Consider the following 16062-nt stretch of genomic DNA (forward strand, 5'->3'; position numbering starts at 1 on the left):
CCGATCAGGCGGGCTGCGCTTCCGGCCGCTGCACCGGCCGCTCAACGATCGGCAGGTTGATCAGGGCCGAGGCGACGCCGAGCGCAACCGAGAGCCACCAGACGAACTGGTAGTTGCCCATCGATTCGTAGAGCACGCCACCGAGCCAGACCCCAAGAAACCCGCCGACCTGATGCGAAAAGAAGGCGAAACCGTAGAGCATCGCCATGTACTTGGTGCCGAACATCAGCATGACCAGCGACGAGGTCGGCGGCACGGTCGAGAGCCAGAACAGACCGATGACGATACCGAAGGTGATCGCCGTGGTTGGGCTCGGCGGCAGCAGGATGAAAGCGGCGATCGCGACCGCCCGGCCGAGATAGATCCAGGCGAGGAGATGGCGCTTCGGCATCCGCGTCGAGAGCCAGCCCGAGGAAAGCGAACCCACGGCATTGGCGAGACCGATGACCGCGAGCGTCCAGCCGCCGACCCAGGCCGGCAGGCCGGCATCCTTGAGATAAGCCGGCATATGCACGGTGATGAAGGCGAGCTGGAAGCCGCAGGTGAAGAAGCCGAGCACGAGCAGGACGTAGCTGCGATGCTTGAAGGCCTCGCTCAGCGCCTGCACGATCGTCTGGTTGGGCAAATTGGCTGCTGCAGCGCCTGCCGCAACACCGGTCTTGCGCGTCGCCAGCACGACCGAGATCGGCAGGATCGGCAGCAGCGTGAAAGCGAAGACGATAAGCGCCTGCTGCCAGCCCAGCGTGTCGATCAGGATGTTGCCGATCGGCGGGAACAGGAACTGGCCGAAGGAGCCCGCGGCAGTCCCGGCGCCGAAGGCCATCGGCCGCCACTGCTCCGGCAGGAGCTTGCCGAAGGCGGCGAGCACGAGGTTGAACGAGCAGGCAGAGAGGCCGAAGCCGATCAGCACGCCGGCACCCAGATGAAGCTGGAGCGGCGTCGTCGCATACGCCATCATGACGAGGCCGGCGGCATAGAGGATGGCCCCGACGCAGAGCACGCGCACCGTGCCGTAACGATCCGCGATCGCGCCGGCGAAGGGCGCGCCGAGCCCCCAGAGCAGGTTCTGGATCGCCAGCGCCAGGCCGAAGATATCGCGGCCCCAGTTGAACTGAACCGTCATCGGGATCTGGAACAGACCGGCACTGGCACGCGGGCCGAAGGTGATCAGGGCGATCAGGCAGCCGGCAGCGACGATGATCTCGGGAGCGTAGCTGCGCGCTGGCGTGGACGTCATGGCTATCTCCGAGGCGTCGTATGTGTGTCTACACGTTACCGCCCTGCCCTCAGGGCAACCAACGCGATTTCGTGAAATCTCGCATCACGACAACGCATGGAAGGCAAGGGGTGTGTGCGCTGTTAACCGGTGCTCAACCTTACCGAGGTGATAACGGATTCCAACGAAGGCGCGCGGGTATGGCTGCGTTTTTCGTTCCGTGCGATCGGGACGGGTGTGTCGCTTTGAGTCATTGGCGTGTGCACAGGCATGGGCGGAAGGCGCGCCCCCTCGGCATCAGATGGGCCGCGAGCACCGTCGCGCCCTGGGCCCTGTCCGTCGGCATGCTCGTCTCCTTCACCGCCTCCGCCGGCCAGAACTTCGGGCCGACAGGCCTTCCCTCCAGCGCCATTCCACGAGTTGCGCCCGGCCCGGTCTCGGAACTGGCCGAAGGCCCTTCGATGCTGGTCGCAGCCAGCGCGTTTCGACTGCCCGGCCTCGCCCTGAGCTCGGCCGTGATGCAGGCGAAGCTTTCTTTCGAAGACCCGGAGCGGCGCATCGTCGTCGACCCGCGCGCGCCGCGCGAGGACATGAAGCGTTCCGCCGCAGCGACCTTTCCCGAGGTCGACCGCACCGCCAAGGGCGACATGCTGCCGAGCCTGCGACCAGGCCTCACCGAACATCCTTCCATCGAGCTGGAACGCGTGGTCTTCGGCGATACCCAGCCGAAGCTGATTTCGGGCGGCTTCTCCATCGACGCGATGCGGGCGGCCGAGGCCGTCGACGGACCGCAGACCGGTTTCGAGCCCTATGCCGATGACGAAGGGCTGACCGATCCGGCGTTGTCCGACTCCTCGCCCATCTCGCCACTGAAGCCGAAGATCCTCTCGGCGCGGCAAGCGGAGCTGCACCTCGAAAGCATCGACGGCTCGTCGCCCTCGGTCCCGCCTGCGAGCCAGGTTTCCTCGTCGACACCGCTCGTCGGCTCGGTCATGGGTACCCTGACGCCATCCGCCCTGCCGGCCCATCCGGCGCCACAGCAGCGGGGACGCATCGCAATGGCCTCCGCGCCGGCCAATCGCGACCTGCGGCTCGCCGAGCCCGGCGTGAAGCAGGACTACACCAAGCTGATCGCGCCGGAGAACATGGCGAAGGAACAGCGCTGCCTTGCAGAAGCGGTTTATTTCGAGGCTCGCTCCGAGTCGCTTCAGGGACAGGCGGCCGTGGCGCAGGTGGTGCTCAACCGCGTAAAGAGCGGGCTCTATCCGAGCAGCGTCTGCGGCGTGGTCTACCAGAACAGCAACCGCTATCTCTCCTGCCAGTTCACCTTTACCTGCGAGGGCAAGTCGCTGCGCATCACCGAGCCCGCCGCCTGGCGCGATGCGGTCAGGATCGCTCGCGAGGTCTATGACGGCACGAGCTATCTACCGGAGGTCGGCGCCTCGACGCATTATCACGCCAATTACGTGCGTCCCTATTGGGCGAAGAAGCTGAAGAAAATGGATACGATCGGCCAGCACGTCTTCTACCAGTTGCGGCCGGGGCAGACGTGAGGACGGCAGGCTCCTCCGCCCTCTTGGGGCCCGGGAAGGCGAACCGGCGCGAAGGCTACCCGAACAGGAAATGCCAGAAGCCGTAGCCGACCACACCGAGCCAGCCCAGCGTTACGACCGTGGTCAGGCCCAGATAGAGCGCTATAAGCGCGTTGTCCTTGATATCCCCCATGCAACCTTCCGCGAAGAGTACCGGGCGATCTGTTCCGGCACCGGACCGGCCCGCCAGGATTCGGCATGAGCCGACGCGCGCCCGGCGTAGGTCGTAGCGACAAGCGGATGAAATCGACATCCTGCGTTCGAAGGACGCGACCGGGGGCAGGCCGCTTCGGACATCGCCCCAGCCGTCAAGACGCTGGGTCCGCGCCGTCGCTCGCGGGCGGGGCGGCAAAACACTAAAAAGCGAGCGTTCCCATTCATTTGAGCGCAAGCTGCGTGAATGCGCCGAGCTGCCCCGAACTGGTTAATTTTACCTTGTTTTAGCGTTTACCTTGCGTTCATCACTTCCAGCGGGCTTCCTGTCCCCAACGAACGGCGTCTGGCGCCGAAACCGACAGGTCAGGTCCAACATGGTGCGCTCGCTTTCCTCAGGGTTCATCGCCGCTTCCGGCCTCGCAACCGCACTTGTGCTCGGCGCCTCGGCCGCCCAGGCCGGCAGCGGATGCCGCGGCTCCGCCTGCTACAACCTCGTCAACACGCCGCCGGTCTATGGTTCGATCAACGAGACCTACCAGGTTCGGCCGGCCCAGGTGCAGCGCCGCATCATCCCGGCCGAGTACGAGACGGTCACCGACAATGTGATGATCGCCCCCGAGCGCCGCATCCCGCATCACCGCGCAGCGGTCTACGAGACCGTGACCGAGAAGGTGATGATCTCGGCAGCCACACGCCGCTGGGAGGTGACCCGGGACGCTTATGGCAACACGGTCGGCTGCTGGGTCAATGTGCCGGCCCGCTACGGCTACCAAAGCCGCCGTGTCGAGGTTTCCCCGGCGACGATCGATTACGAGACGGTGCCCGCCGTCTACACGCAGCGTCAGCGCCAGGTGATGGTGCGTCCGACCCAGGTGGTGCGGGAAGAGATCCCCGCCGTCTACGAAACCCGGCAGCGCCAGGTGATGGTCAGCCCCGGCGCGCAGTATTGGTCCCGCGCCCGCTATTGAGCGGATCGGGACAGAGTTTCACGCAGACCCTTTTTTACCACGGAACGACCACTTTCACCCCGGCCTTGCGCCGGGGTTTTTTCTTGGGCGGTTTTTCCTGGGCCGTTTTCACAGCATCTCGTCAATCCCGGGAGACGGCAAAGCCATGAGCCCGGAATTCAGAGCAGCAGAATCTGACGGAGGAGAACGAAGAACGTCGACGCCGTTCCGAAGGGCGACGTCGGTTCCGGATTCCGGGCCCTTCGCTGATACGAAGCACCGGAATGACGGCGGCGTTCAGCGCGACGCGAAGAGCCCGCTTAAGCGAACTTGTCGCCGAGCAGAACGATGCAGACGCCGACGACGAAGGCCAGGAAACGGGCGGGCATCCCCACCAGCGTGCCGGGCGAACGGCCCGCCGCGTAACCGACGAGCAGTTCGACGAAGCCCAGGCCGATCAGCACTATGGCGAAGGGCGGCAGGGCGCCGTTGGGAGCCACGAGGCCGGCCTTGACGGCGTAGGCGACGACAGCACCAAGGACGGCGCCCAGCGCAACGAACAGGAGCTCGTTTCGCGACAGGCGCATCGCGTTGATCAGCGCCGGCGGAAGTTCTGGCGCGGCGGACCGCCCGGAGCGGGACCAGCCGTCTTCTGACGGAAATTGATACGGCCGCGATCGAGATCGTAAGGTGACATTTCGACGATGACGCGATCGCCCGCGATCGTACGGATGCGGTTCTTCTTCATCTTGCCGGCAGCATAGGCCAGGATGATGTGCTCGTTGTCGAGCTTCACCCTGTAGTTGCCGTCGGGGAGCACCTCGACCACCGTGCCGTCGAATTCAAGCAGTTCTTCTTTCGCCATCTGTCGTCCTTCGTGAGCCCTAGGGCGCGTGGGCGAGCCATTGTTTCAGAGGCTCGCCCTGTTCTGGTCGATCGCGCGTCAGCGCGCGCGCCGCCGGGCGCCGTTGGTGCGTGGTTGCTGTGTTCTTTGCTGCAAGAACGCGACGCCGCCAAGCCCTTCTTTTGCGGAAGCGCCGTCTTTTCGCTGTACCGCCTGCTCAGGGCGCGGGCCGCGCTCGGGGTGACGGGGGCGCTCGTGACGCTCCTGACGCTGACTGCCGTTGGCCGGCTGGCTGCGCTGGCCGCCCTGCTCAGGCTTGCCGACGCGTGGCTGCTGCCCCTGCGGGCGAGCTTGACCGCGCCCGCCGCCGTTCTGCTGCTGGCCGCGGCCGCCGCGCTGGTTCTGCGGCGGCTTCTTCGGCGTGCGGCCGTCCCAGTAGGGCACCGCGCCGATCGGGGTGATCGCGACCTTGGTCAGCTTCTCGATCGCAGCGAGATCGCCGCGCTCTTCCGGCGTGCAGAAGGCGATGGCGAGGCCCGACGCGCCGGCGCGCGCCGTGCGGCCGATGCGATGGACATAAGTCTCCGGCACGTTCGGCAGGTCGAAATTGACGACATGGCTGATGCCGTCGACATCGATACCGCGCGCCGCGATGTCGGTGGCGACGAGGATGCGCAAGGAACCGTCGCGGAAGGCGCCGAGGGCGCGCTCGCGCTGGCTCTGGCTCTTGTTGCCATGAATCGCGGCCGCCTCGATGCCGGAGGTGCCGAGCTGGCGCACGACCTTGTCGGCCCCGTGCTTGGTGCGGGTGAAGACGATGGCGCGCTCGAGTTCGGGCACGTTCAGCGTCTTCGCCAGCAGTGCCGGCTTGTCGTGAGCTTCCGTGAAGATGACGCGCTGGTCGATCTTCTCGGCGGTGGTCGCGACCGGCGCCACCGCGACCTCGACCGGATCGGTGAGATAAGCGGAGGCGATATCGCGGATCGGCTTCGGCATGGTCGCCGAGAAGAGCAGCGTGTGGCGCTCCTTCGGGATCAGGGTCGCGATGCGGCGCAGCGCGTGGATGAAGCCGAGGTCGAGCATCTGGTCGGCCTCGTCGAGGACGAGGAACTCGATCTCGCGCAGCGAGACCGCGCGCTGATCGACAAGGTCGAGCAGGCGGCCGGGCGTGGCGACGAGGATGTCGACCTTTTCGCCGAGCGCACGGATCTGCTTGCCGACGGGCACGCCGCCGAAGATCACCGTCGATTTCAACGAGGTGAAGCGGGCATAGGTACGGATGCTCGCCTCGATCTGGGCCGAGAGCTCACGTGTCGGCGACAGGATGAGCGCACGCACGGCACGGGCCGGCATCTGGCGCGGCTTGGCGAGCAGGCGATGCAGCATCGGCAGCGAGAAGGCAGCGGTCTTGCCGGTGCCGGTCTGGGCGGCGCCGAGCAGGTCGCGGCCCTGAAGAATATGGGGGATCGCCTGCGCCTGGATCGGCGTCGGCGTTTCATAGCCCTCGGCCGCGAGCGCCTTGAGAAGGGGCTCGGCGAGGCCGAGATCGGTAAACTTGGTCAAGAAGGATCTTTCCGGACGCCGCGATGCGAGGGGCGCATGTGGGTTTCGGCTGCGCCGCAGGCCCGCATCCGGCCTGTACTTGTCTTTAGTCGGACCTGCCGGCGAACCGCTAGCCACAGCGCCGGCAGGCTTGTCGTGGACCGGGGCCGCTACAGCGTCGGACCGAAAAGCGGAATCCACTCTTCGGAAAATTCCGATGCGGCAACAAAGAGATGAATCACCATTACCGCGTCCTATCGGACGCTTGATGATCCAGGCACTCCCGGTCGATCAGGATCAGCTCAGGCGACGACGAGGTTGCCAGCCGAGGTCTTGCCGGTCTTGCGATCGGCAACGAGTTCGTAGGAGACGACCTGGCCGTCACGCAGTTCGCGCAGGCCGGCCCGCTCGACGGCGGAGATGTGGACGAACACGTCCTGGCCGCCGTTCTCAGGGGTGATGAAGCCGTAGCCCTTGGTGGCGTTGAACCACTTCACGGTGCCTTTTTCCATGGCATGGAATCCTTACGTTTCAGATCCGCGTATCGTTCGACCCAGAGCTCGACGCGCGGACGCCTTGCAGTGGTATTGTAGCGATGTGTGGTGGATCTGAATCGTGCCCGCCGACCGGATTACCCGCGCGGAGGATTGGCCAGAACCCGGCCGCATCTCGTCATACATCTGTGCGGATAGCACGAAATGCAAGAACCGTCCAGCAACCGCCTCAAGCCCGCCGCTATCGCACGGCCGGGCCGAGCTGCCGCAGGATTTCGCCGAGCCCGCCGAGGTCGCCGATCCTGCGATAGCGATCATGTTCCGCCGGTTCGTCGGCATGCTCCAGCACCCAGGTCAGCTCATGCGGAACATGGACGGCCCAGGAACCGGCCTCCAGCGCCGGCAGGATGTCGGACTTCAGGGAGTTGCCGACCATCATCGCCCGCCCTGCCCCGTCACCATGGCGGGCGAAGATGCGGCCATAGGTTTCCGGCTTCTTGTCGCTGACGATCTCGACCGCATGGAAGAAATCACCAAGGCCGGATTGCGCGAGCTTGCGCTCCTGATCGAAGAGATCGCCCTTGGTGATCAGAACCAGCCGGTAGTCGCCGGAGAGCGCTGCGAGCGTCTGACGGACATGCGGCAGGGTCTCGACGGGATGGGCCGCCATTTCGCGACCGGCGGCTAGAATTTCGGCGATGACTGCAGCGGGAACCTGTCCCTTGGTGATGTCGATCGCCGTCTCGATCATCGAGAGCACGAAGCCTTTGATGCCGAAGCCGTAGACGCCGATATTGCGCTTCTCGGCCTCGAGCAGGCGCTCGGAAATCCCGGCCGCCTCACCATGCTCGCCGAGCAGCGCGACGAAGCGTTCCTCCGTCATCCGGAAGAACTGCTCGTTCTGCCAGAGCGTGTCGTCGGCATCGAAGCCGATGATGGTCAGCTTCGATGCCATGACGGGTTCTCAGCCATCCTTCGGCTTGATCGCACCCAGAGCCGCCTGCGCGGCGGCAAGCCGGGCGATCGGCACACGGAAGGGCGAGCAGGAGACGTAGTCGAGGCCGACACTCTCGCAGAAGCCGATCGAGGCCGGGTCGCCGCCATGCTCGCCGCAGATGCCGAGCTTGATGCCGGAGCGGGTCTTGCGGCCCCGCTCGGCGGCGAGCTTGACCAGTTCGCCGACACCGTCCTGGTCGATGGTGACGAAGGGGTCGGCGTCGAGCAGGCCCTTGGCGGTGTAGGAGCCGAGGAAGGAGGAAGCGTCGTCGCGGCTGATGCCGAGCGTCGTCTGGGTCAGGTCGTTGGTGCCGAAGGAGAAGAACTCCGCACTCTCGGCGATCTCGGCGGCGCGTAGGGCTGCGCGCGGCAGTTCGATCATCGTGCCGACCTGATAGTCGATCTTGGTGCCGCTCTCGGCGATCACGGCCGTGGCCATGGCGTCGATGCGGGCCTTGACGAGGTCGAGCTCGGGCTTGCCCATGACGAGCGGCACCATCACCTCGGGGATCACCGGCTTGCCGGTCTCCTTGGCGGCGATCACCGCCGCCTCGAAGATGGCGCGAGCCTGCATCTCGGCGATCTCGGGGAAAGCCACCGCCAGACGGCAGCCGCGGAAGCCGAGCATCGGGTTGAACTCGTGCAGTTCTGCAGCACGGTGCTTCAGTGCGTCGGGCGTGACGCCGAGCGCGGCCGCGACCTCGCCGATCTCCTTCTCACCCTGCGGCAGGAACTCGTGCAGCGGCGGGTCGAGCAGGCGGATCGTCACCGGCAGACCGCTCATGATGGTGAAGAGCTGGACGAAGTCCTGGCGCTGCACCGGCAGGAGCTTGGCAAGCGCAGCCCGCCTGCCCTTGTCGTCCTGGGAGAGGATCATCTCGCGGACGGCCTGGATGCGGCCCTCGTCGAAGAACATATGTTCGGTGCGACAGAGCCCGATGCCCTCGGCCCCGAACTCGCGTGCGGTCTTCGCATCCTCCGGCGTCTCGGCATTGGCGCGGACCTTGAGGCGGCGGACCTTGTCGGCCCAGCCCATCAGCGTTGCGAACTCGCCGGACAGCTCCGGCTTCTGCATCCTGATCTCGCCGAGGAGCACCTGGCCGTTGCCGCCGTCTATGGTCAGGAAGTCGCCGGCCTTCAGCGTGGTCGGGCCGACGGAGAGCGTGCCCCTGGCATAGTCGACGCGGATCTGACCGGCGCCGGAGACGCAGGGCTTGCCCATACCGCGCGCCACGACGGCCGCATGCGAGGTCATGCCGCCACGGGTGGTCAGGATGCCCTCGGCTGCGTGCATGCCGTGGATATCCTCAGGCGATGTCTCGACGCGGACGAGGATGACTTTCTTGCCGGCCTTCTTCGCGGCTTCCGCATCGTCGGAATTGAAGACGATCTCGCCGGCCGCGGCGCCGGGCGAGGCCGGCAGGCCGGTGGTCAGCACGCGGCGCTCGGCCTTGGGATCGATCGTCGGATGCAGGAGCTGGTCGAGCGCGCCGGGCTCGACGCGGCCGACGGCTTCCTCCTGCGTGATCAGCCCTTCGCTGGCGAGATCGACCGCGATCCTGAGCGCGGCCTTGGCAGTGCGCTTGCCGGACCGGGTCTGCAGCATCCAGAGCTTGCCCTCCTGGATGGTGAACTCCATGTCCTGCATGTCGCGATAGTGCTTCTCGAGGATGCCGTAGATGCGGCAGAGTTCGGCATAGGCCTCCGGCATCTCCCTTTCCATCGAGGGCTTGTCGGACCCCGCCTCGACCCGCGCGGCCTCGGTGATGTCCTGCGGCGTGCGGATGCCGGCGACGACGTCCTCGCCCTGGGCGTTGATCAGGAACTCGCCGTAGAGCGCGTTCTCGCCGGTCGAAGGGTTGCGGGTGAAAGCGACGCCGGTCGCGGAGGTGTCGCCCATATTGCCGAACACCATCGACTGGACGTTGACCGCCGTGCCCCAGCTCGCGGGGATGCTGTTCAGCTCGCGATATTTGATGGCGCGGGCATTCATCCAGGAGGAAAAGACGGCGCCGACGGCGCCCCAGAGCTGCTTCTGAGGGTCCTGCGGAAAGTCGGAGCCCAGCTCCGCCTTCACGATCTCCTTGTACCTGCCGACCAGCGCCTTCCAATCTGCGGCCGACAAGTCGGTATCGAGATGGAGGCCCTTGCGCTCCTTGTAATCCTCCAAGGCCTCCTCGAAGAGACCGTGGTCGATATCGAGGACGACATTGGAATACATGGTGATGAAGCGGCGATAGCTGTCCCAGGCGAAGCGCTCGTCGCCCGAAGCCTTGGCCACCGCCTCGACCGTCTCGTCGTTGAGGCCGAGATTGAGGACGGTGTCCATCATGCCCGGCATCGAGGCGCGGGCGCCGGAGCGGACCGAGACGAGAAGCGGGTTGGCGGCATCGCCGAAGGTCTTGCCGGTGAGCTTGGCCATGCCGGCGAGCGCGGCCTTGACCTGCCCGTCGAGTTCGGCGGGGAAGCTCTTCCCGTTGTCGTAATAGGCGGTGCAGACTTCGGTGGTGATGGTGAAGCCGGGCGGAACGGGCAGACCCAGATTGCTCATCTCGGCGAGGTTCGCGCCCTTGCCGCCGAGCAGATTCTTCATTCCCGCCTCACCCTCGGCCTTGCCGTCGCCGAAGGTGTAGACCCACTTCCCACCTGCCATCACATAGCCTCTTCTGTTCAACCGGACAGGGCAAACGCGATGCCGGCACGAAAGTTTCGAGCGCGTGCCGCCGATAACCATAGGTCATCGACAGCGGGGATGAGGCGCTCATGCCCAAAACGACATGAACAATCAATGAGCGTGTGCAGCATCGGCTGATGCGGCGCAATAGCACGGCTGGGTTGCGTCACGCTCCCTTTCCGCGCGCGGCCCGGGGCCAGCGCAGCGGCCAGTTGACGATGCGCTCTGCGACCTCTTCCTCCGGCACCTCATCCTCGTTGGCGAAGACGCGGCCGCGCACGGAGACACCGGCAACGACCACCGTCTCGGGATCGCCCGAAACGAGCGGATGCCACCAGGGCAGGTCCTTGCCTTCGGCAACGAGGCGATAGCCGCAGGTCGGCGGCAGCCAGGGCAGCGTGCGGACGTCCTCGGGCGTCAACGTCACGCAATCCGGTACCTTCTGCGAGCGGTTTGGGTAGTCCCGGCAGCGACAAGTGCCGGCCTCGAACAGGCGGCAGCCGACGTCAGTCGCGAAAATGCGCCCGGTATCCTCGTCCTCGAGCTTGACGAGGCAGCAGCGGCCGCAGCCATCGCAGAGCGATTCCCATTGCTCCGTCGTCATCGCCTCCAATGGCGTCGTCAGCCAGAAGGGTTGCTGTTTCGGCGGGGTTTGCGTCATGGCAGGCTTATGCGCCCGCAGGCGGCAAGATGGAAGGCCGTGCAGGGGATGGCACAATCGCACCAGTGCATTTCCTGCTCCAGCCGACGAAATTTACCGTCCCGCCTCTTATCCGGAAGCTGAACGTCCCTATGTGTCGATTCCCGGGCGCCGTGCTGTTGCCAAGATGACGATGGCGCGGCAGGACTGTGTCGGGGGCCATTCGGAAGCCTGGAACGGCCATGGAGTTCAGGAAGGCTGGCTGGAGGACGCGGCTGAAGCGCTTCGCGCTCGCTGCCGATTCATGGCTGGACGACGGCCTGTGGGGGGCCGGGCGCCGCGCCGGCGAGATTCATGAACGTATCCGCAGCTTTGCCGACCGGCTGACCGTCACCGGCGGCAAGCGCATCGCTACCGAATTCGCCAGCGAAGGGCTGAATATCGGCATCGTCGGCGCCCTCCTCCTGCTGATGCTGGCTCTGCCCGCCTTCCGGATCGGCAATGAAGACGCGCTGAAGAATCAGGTCTTCGCCGTCACCTTCCTCGACCGCTACGGCATGCCGATCGGGCATCGCGGGGCGCGGCACGACGATTCGCTCAAGCTGGAGGAGATGCCGGACCATCTGCTCAAGGCCGTGCTCGCCACCGAGGACCGCCGCTTCTACGACCATTTCGGCATTGATCTGATCGGCACGCTCAGGGCGGTGACGGTGAATGCCCGCGCGTCCGGCGTCGTCCAGGGCGGCTCCTCGCTGACCCAGCAACTCGCCAAGAATCTCTTCCTCAACAACGAGCGCTCGCTCGACCGCAAGATCAAGGAAGCCTTTCTCGCACTGTGGCTCGAGACGCGACTGACCAAGAACGAGATCCTCAAGCTCTATCTCGACCGCGCCTATATGGGCGGCGGCACCTTCGGCGCGGCCGCGGCAGCGGAATACTATTTCGGCAAGTCGGTGAAGGACGTCTCGCTGGCGGAGGCGGCGATGCTCGCCGGCCTGTTCAAGGCGCCGACGAAATACGCCCCCCATGTCAACCTGCCTGCCGCCCGCGCCCGCGCCAACGACGTGCTCAACGCCATGGTCGATGCCGGCTTCATGACCGCCGGCCAGGTCGACAGCGCCAAGCGCAACCCGGCGACACCGGTCGACCGCAAGCGCGATTCCAGTCCCGATTACTATCTCGACTGGGCCTTCGACGCGGTGAAGGAGCTGGCGAACGAAGGCAAGCTGGGCGCCGATCGGGTGCTTACCGTAAAGACGCCGCATGATTCGGCGATCCAGCAACGCGCCGACGAGGCGATCGAGACGATCCTGCGTCAGCATGGCCCGGCCTATCGCGTGAAGCAGGCGGCAACCGTGGTGATGGACCCGGACGGCGCCGTGCGCGCCATCGTCGGCGGACGCGACTATGGCGCGAGCCAGTTCAACCGGGCCACCGCAGGCCTGCGCCAGCCGGGCTCCTCGTTCAAGCCGTTCGTCTATGCCGCCGCGCTCTCGGCCGGGCTCTACAAGCCGAATACGATCGTCACCGACCGGCCGGTCTGCATCGGCAACTGGTGCCCGAACAATTACGGTCGCTCCTATGCCGGCTCGATGCCGCTGACGGTCGCGCTGGCGAAGTCGATCAACACGATCCCCGTCCAGATGTCGATCGCCATGGGCCGGGCGACCGGCGAGACGCATGAGGCGCGGGCGGCTGCGATCGGCCGCAAGAAGATTGTGGAGACCGCCCATGCCATGGGTCTGACGACACCGCTGACCGACACCGTCTCGCTGCCGATCGGGGCGGGCGAGGTCACGGTGATCGACATGGCGGCGGGCTATTCCGTGCTCGCCAATGGCGGGCGCCGGGCCAAGCCCTATGCCGCGATCGAGATAGCCAACTCGCAGGGCGAGGTGATCTATCGCCATGACCGCGACGAGCCGGAGCCGAAGCAGGTCTTGAGCCCGCAGGTAGCGCAGGACATGAATTTCATGCTCTCGAAGGTGCCGACCGAAGGCACGGCCCGGCGCGCCGCGCTCGACGGCGTCGTCACCGCCGGCAAGACCGGGACCACCAACGGCTACAAGGACGCCTGGTATGTCGGCTATTCCGGCAATCTCGTCGGCGCAGTCTGGTTCGGCAACGACAACTCCGCCGAGACCGCGAACATGACCGGCGGCTCGCTCCCCGCGATGACGTGGAAGGAGATCATGCAATTCGCTCATCAAGGGCTCGAATTGAAGCCCATTCCCGGAGTTCCGACGGCCGATCCGAAGGGCGCGGCGATTGCCAAGGCGGGCAGCGCCGCGACACCTGCCAGCGCAGCGTCCGGCCCCGGAGCCGGCCATATGCCGCGCCAGTCCTTCGAGGTGCTCTCCGCCGTCAGCTCGCTGTTCAAGTCCGTCGAGCCACGGCGTATCGCGAGCCGCCCCGTGCAGGTCGGAATCCGCGAGATCTCGGGCGGCGAGCCCCGGTTGCGCTGAGGCGAAGGCGGTTGACGATGGCCGGCGCTGCGGCTCAACTCTTTCTTGTCATGGAAGCGCGAGTGCACCCGGACGCAGTGCAGCGAAGATCGGGGGTCCACGCCTGAACCTTGACCGGAAGCGCTCCGGAATGGCCCCCGGGTCGAACCCGGAATGACGGCGCGCTTCCACTGACAATCAGCCGCCAAGGCGGAAGGACAGCGTGCGGATTTTCGACCTCGCCTATATCCTTGCCCTCGGAGCCGGACTTGGCCTCGGCTCCGCGCATTGGGCGGTGGCCGGGCGCCCCGCTATCGGCAAAGTCGAGGTCGGCGCGTGGACGGCCTGGCCGCGCAGCGGCGGCCGTGAGGTCGATCCCTATATGCGCGCCTATCTCGCCCGCGGCATCCATCTGCCCTTCGGCTCGGGGGAAGGCCTCGAATTGATCGCCGAACGGGACGACCTGGGACAGACACTGGACGGGCGCTGCCGCTACAGATTGTCCGGCGCAACGCCGACCACGCGAGGCTGGACCATCGGCATCACCGATGGCGACGGCCTGCCTTTCCGCCTGCCGCTGGAGCGCGCGAGCTTCACCGATTCGGAGATCGTCCGCCCCGAGGACGGCGGCCTTGCCATCCTCGCCTCCTCCACGCCGGAGGCCGGCAACTGGCTGCCGCTGCCGGCGAGCGGGCGCTTCCAGATTCGCCTGCGTCTCTACGACACCCCGATATCGAGCCAGACCGGCGAAACCCGCGCCAGCAACCTGCCGCGCATCACGCGCGTCGACTGCCGATGAGTGCCGTCAACCACGAGCCACCGGCGGAGCGAAGCTCGCCCTTCACCGGCTGGCGGCCAAGCCTGCGGGCAGGCTCGGCACGCTTCGTCATGACGACGCTGGCCGGGCTGGTCCTAGCGGCCATTGTGCATATCATCACGATCCTGGCGATCCCGGCGCTCTCGCAGCGCGACGCCGCCCATGCCTATCGCGAGCTCGGCACCGAGGGGCATGCCGAACCGATCCCCGCCCCCGGCAATATCCGCGGGCTGCCGGCTCTGCGTGAGGCCGACCCCAACGTCGTCACCGCCATCTGCAGCTACGATCTCTCAGCCGGCCCGATGCGGATCGTCGCCCGCACCGGCTCCCTGCCGCTCGGCCTGACGCTGCACCGGCAGGGCGGCGGCGTGCTCTACGCGATCACCGACCGCGCGGCGATCCGCGGCACGCTCGAATTCCTGGTGATGACCGAAGCACAACGAGACGAACGCATCGCCGCAGACGAGGAGGGCGAGACCAGCCGCGAGCTCCGCATCGTCTCCGATACCGAACAGGGGTTGATCGTCGCCCGCGTGCTGCTGCGTCTGCCGTCGGACAGGGCCGATGCGGAGGCGCTCGCGACAGGTGTGGCCTGCGGCCTCGCGAATTGAACTATCCTTTGTAGACGACCGGGCGTTTGCCCTCGCCGAAGGCACCGTTGATCTGCATCTGGCAGAGCGGCTTGGCTTCCATCTCCAGCGCCATGATCGCACGCTCGGCCTTCACGGCTTCGCGCGACGGCATCTCGACGACGAGATTGGCCAGCGCGTAGCGGTAGCTGCGGATGCGGAAATCGACGCGCTCGCAGACCCAGAAGACCAATCCTTCGTTCTCGACGACGCGCGCATGAGCCGGAGCCTGCTTGTCGACGGGCACATCGGGAGAGCCCTCGGCGGCCTTCATCCGGACCCGGTCCATGTTGACGACGCGTCCGGCGTTGGCGCGGAACGGGCCGATCAGCAGGCGGTCGGCATTCGCGTCCTCCGACAGGCGATTGTAGCGCGAGGCCTGCGAGGCGAAGGAGATCGAGGTCAACCCGCGGAAATAATCGGAGACATCGGTCGACTGGGCCGCGACCGGCAGGATGCGGGTATGGGCGAGATTGGAGACCTCGCCCTGGAAAACACTGTGGAGGCTTGACGGCGTGACGAAGCGCCAGGCGCGGTCACGCATTCGCTCCTCGTCATCGGTCAGGCGGAAATGCGAAGTCTCCTCTCCGCGCAAGGTGGCGGACCAGAAACCCGCCTCAGGCGCGACGAGCTGCGACCAGATCGTCGGCCGCGGCCGGCCGAGATCGCCCGTCGTTGCAGTGCAGGCCGAGACGGCCGCCGCCACCAGCATGGCGAGCAGTAACTTGGACGGCCCTCGTGTCACGCAGGCTGCCTGCGGGCGCTCTTGCGCACAACGATCTTGCGCTGGCGTGCCCCGGCAGTCGCCTTCCCGGCCGCCGGCCGGGCCTCCGGCGCGCGCTCGTAACGCACGCCCGTGAAGAACAGGATTTCCGCCGTCTGCGGCGGAAGGGGGCAGGCCGAAGCCTGCTGCAAGCGCCGCTTCAGCGCAAAGGGGATGACGATGGCCATGATGCGCCTCCTTATCCAGCGCCAGAGTTGCAACGCGAGAATCGGCGAGGTGCGGGCAGCACCAGATCGCAAGCCCCGCATGCCCATCAGGCCCGGACATGGTTAACGCAGCCTTAACAG

15 protein-coding genes are annotated in these 16062 nt (G+C 66.2%); 5 read left to right on the forward strand and 10 right to left on the reverse strand.

The features are described from left to right. Positions 1 to 4 precede the first annotated feature (4 nt). The gene (locus J0I42_RS02260; protein WP_291652345.1) at positions 5 to 1237 is read right to left on the reverse strand and encodes an MFS transporter; all 1233 of its coding nucleotides are present in this window, start codon (positions 1235 to 1237) and stop codon (positions 5 to 7) included. 224 nt (positions 1238 to 1461) lie between these two features. Here J0I42_RS02260 and J0I42_RS02265 point away from each other — a divergent pair, with 224 nt between their 5' ends. Together J0I42_RS02265 and J0I42_RS02270 are read left to right on the forward strand one after the other, a co-directional pair. Beyond that, positions 1462 to 2769, forward strand: coding sequence for a cell wall hydrolase (locus J0I42_RS02265; protein WP_291652347.1), 1308 nt, complete (start codon positions 1462 to 1464; stop codon positions 2767 to 2769). A gap of 569 nt (positions 2770 to 3338) precedes the next feature. Beyond that, the gene (locus J0I42_RS02270; RefSeq protein ID WP_291652349.1) at positions 3339 to 3932 is read left to right on the forward strand and encodes a hypothetical protein; all 594 of its coding nucleotides are present in this window, start codon (positions 3339 to 3341) and stop codon (positions 3930 to 3932) included. A 299-nt stretch (positions 3933 to 4231) separates the two neighbouring features. On the opposite strand, the gene J0I42_RS02275 is transcribed toward J0I42_RS02270, so the two are convergent. The 7 genes from J0I42_RS02275 to J0I42_RS02305 form a co-directional block, all read right to left on the reverse strand. Continuing rightward, positions 4232 to 4498, reverse strand: a complete 267-nt coding sequence (locus J0I42_RS02275; RefSeq protein ID WP_291652351.1) for a hypothetical protein — start codon at positions 4496 to 4498, stop codon at positions 4232 to 4234. An 8-nt stretch (positions 4499 to 4506) separates the two neighbouring features. Next, positions 4507 to 4776 carry a translation initiation factor IF-1 gene (gene infA / locus J0I42_RS02280; protein WP_061964687.1) on the reverse strand — a complete coding sequence of 90 codons (270 nt, stop codon included), beginning with the start codon at positions 4774 to 4776 and terminating at the stop codon, positions 4507 to 4509. 78 nt (positions 4777 to 4854) lie between these two features. Beyond that, on the reverse strand, positions 4855 to 6318 hold the full coding sequence (locus tag J0I42_RS02285; protein WP_291652357.1) for a DEAD/DEAH box helicase: 1464 nt from the start codon (positions 6316 to 6318) through the stop codon (positions 4855 to 4857). A 281-nt stretch (positions 6319 to 6599) separates the two neighbouring features. Beyond that, positions 6600 to 6809 carry a cold-shock protein gene (locus J0I42_RS02290; RefSeq protein WP_047578161.1) on the reverse strand — a complete coding sequence of 70 codons (210 nt, stop codon included), beginning with the start codon at positions 6807 to 6809 and terminating at the stop codon, positions 6600 to 6602. Positions 6810 to 7032: 223 nt separating this feature from the next. After that, positions 7033 to 7746, reverse strand: coding sequence for an HAD family hydrolase (locus tag J0I42_RS02295; RefSeq protein WP_291652360.1), 714 nt, complete (start codon positions 7744 to 7746; stop codon positions 7033 to 7035). Positions 7747 to 7755: 9 nt separating this feature from the next. Beyond that, the gene (gene ppdK / locus J0I42_RS02300; RefSeq protein WP_291652362.1) at positions 7756 to 10440 is read right to left on the reverse strand and encodes a pyruvate, phosphate dikinase; all 2685 of its coding nucleotides are present in this window, start codon (positions 10438 to 10440) and stop codon (positions 7756 to 7758) included. 187 nt (positions 10441 to 10627) lie between these two features. Continuing rightward, complete coding sequence (locus tag J0I42_RS02305) at positions 10628 to 11122, reverse strand: YcgN family cysteine cluster protein (RefSeq protein WP_291652364.1); 495 nt, start codon at positions 11120 to 11122, stop codon at positions 10628 to 10630. A gap of 221 nt (positions 11123 to 11343) precedes the next feature. Between J0I42_RS02305 and J0I42_RS02310 the strand changes: the two genes are divergently transcribed. From J0I42_RS02310 to J0I42_RS02320, 3 genes are all read left to right on the forward strand, one after another. Continuing rightward, positions 11344 to 13566 carry a transglycosylase domain-containing protein gene (locus tag J0I42_RS02310; RefSeq protein WP_291652366.1) on the forward strand — a complete coding sequence of 741 codons (2223 nt, stop codon included), beginning with the start codon at positions 11344 to 11346 and terminating at the stop codon, positions 13564 to 13566. 202 nt (positions 13567 to 13768) lie between these two features. Next, on the forward strand, positions 13769 to 14344 hold the full coding sequence (locus tag J0I42_RS02315; protein WP_291652367.1) for a DUF1214 domain-containing protein: 576 nt from the start codon (positions 13769 to 13771) through the stop codon (positions 14342 to 14344). Continuing rightward, positions 14341 to 14973: a DUF1254 domain-containing protein gene (locus J0I42_RS02320; protein ID WP_291652369.1), complete on the forward strand. Its 633-nt coding sequence runs from the start codon at positions 14341 to 14343 to the stop codon at positions 14971 to 14973. The genes J0I42_RS02315 and J0I42_RS02320 overlap by 4 nt, the downstream gene beginning before the upstream one ends. Position 14974: 1 nt before the next feature. On the opposite strand, the gene J0I42_RS02325 is transcribed toward J0I42_RS02320, so the two are convergent. After that, entirely contained in the window at positions 14975 to 15736 is a 762-nt protein-coding gene (locus tag J0I42_RS02325) for a hypothetical protein (protein ID WP_291652371.1), read from the reverse strand. Further along, positions 15733 to 15942, reverse strand: a complete 210-nt coding sequence (locus J0I42_RS02330; protein ID WP_291652373.1) for a hypothetical protein — start codon at positions 15940 to 15942, stop codon at positions 15733 to 15735. Before J0I42_RS02330 ends, J0I42_RS02325 begins: the two co-directional genes overlap by 4 nt. Positions 15943 to 16062: the final 120 nt, after the last annotated feature.

Origin of the sequence: Allobosea sp. (assembly GCF_017308015.1) — a bacterium.
In the GTDB taxonomy this organism is placed as follows: domain Bacteria; phylum Pseudomonadota; class Alphaproteobacteria; order Rhizobiales; family Beijerinckiaceae; genus Allobosea.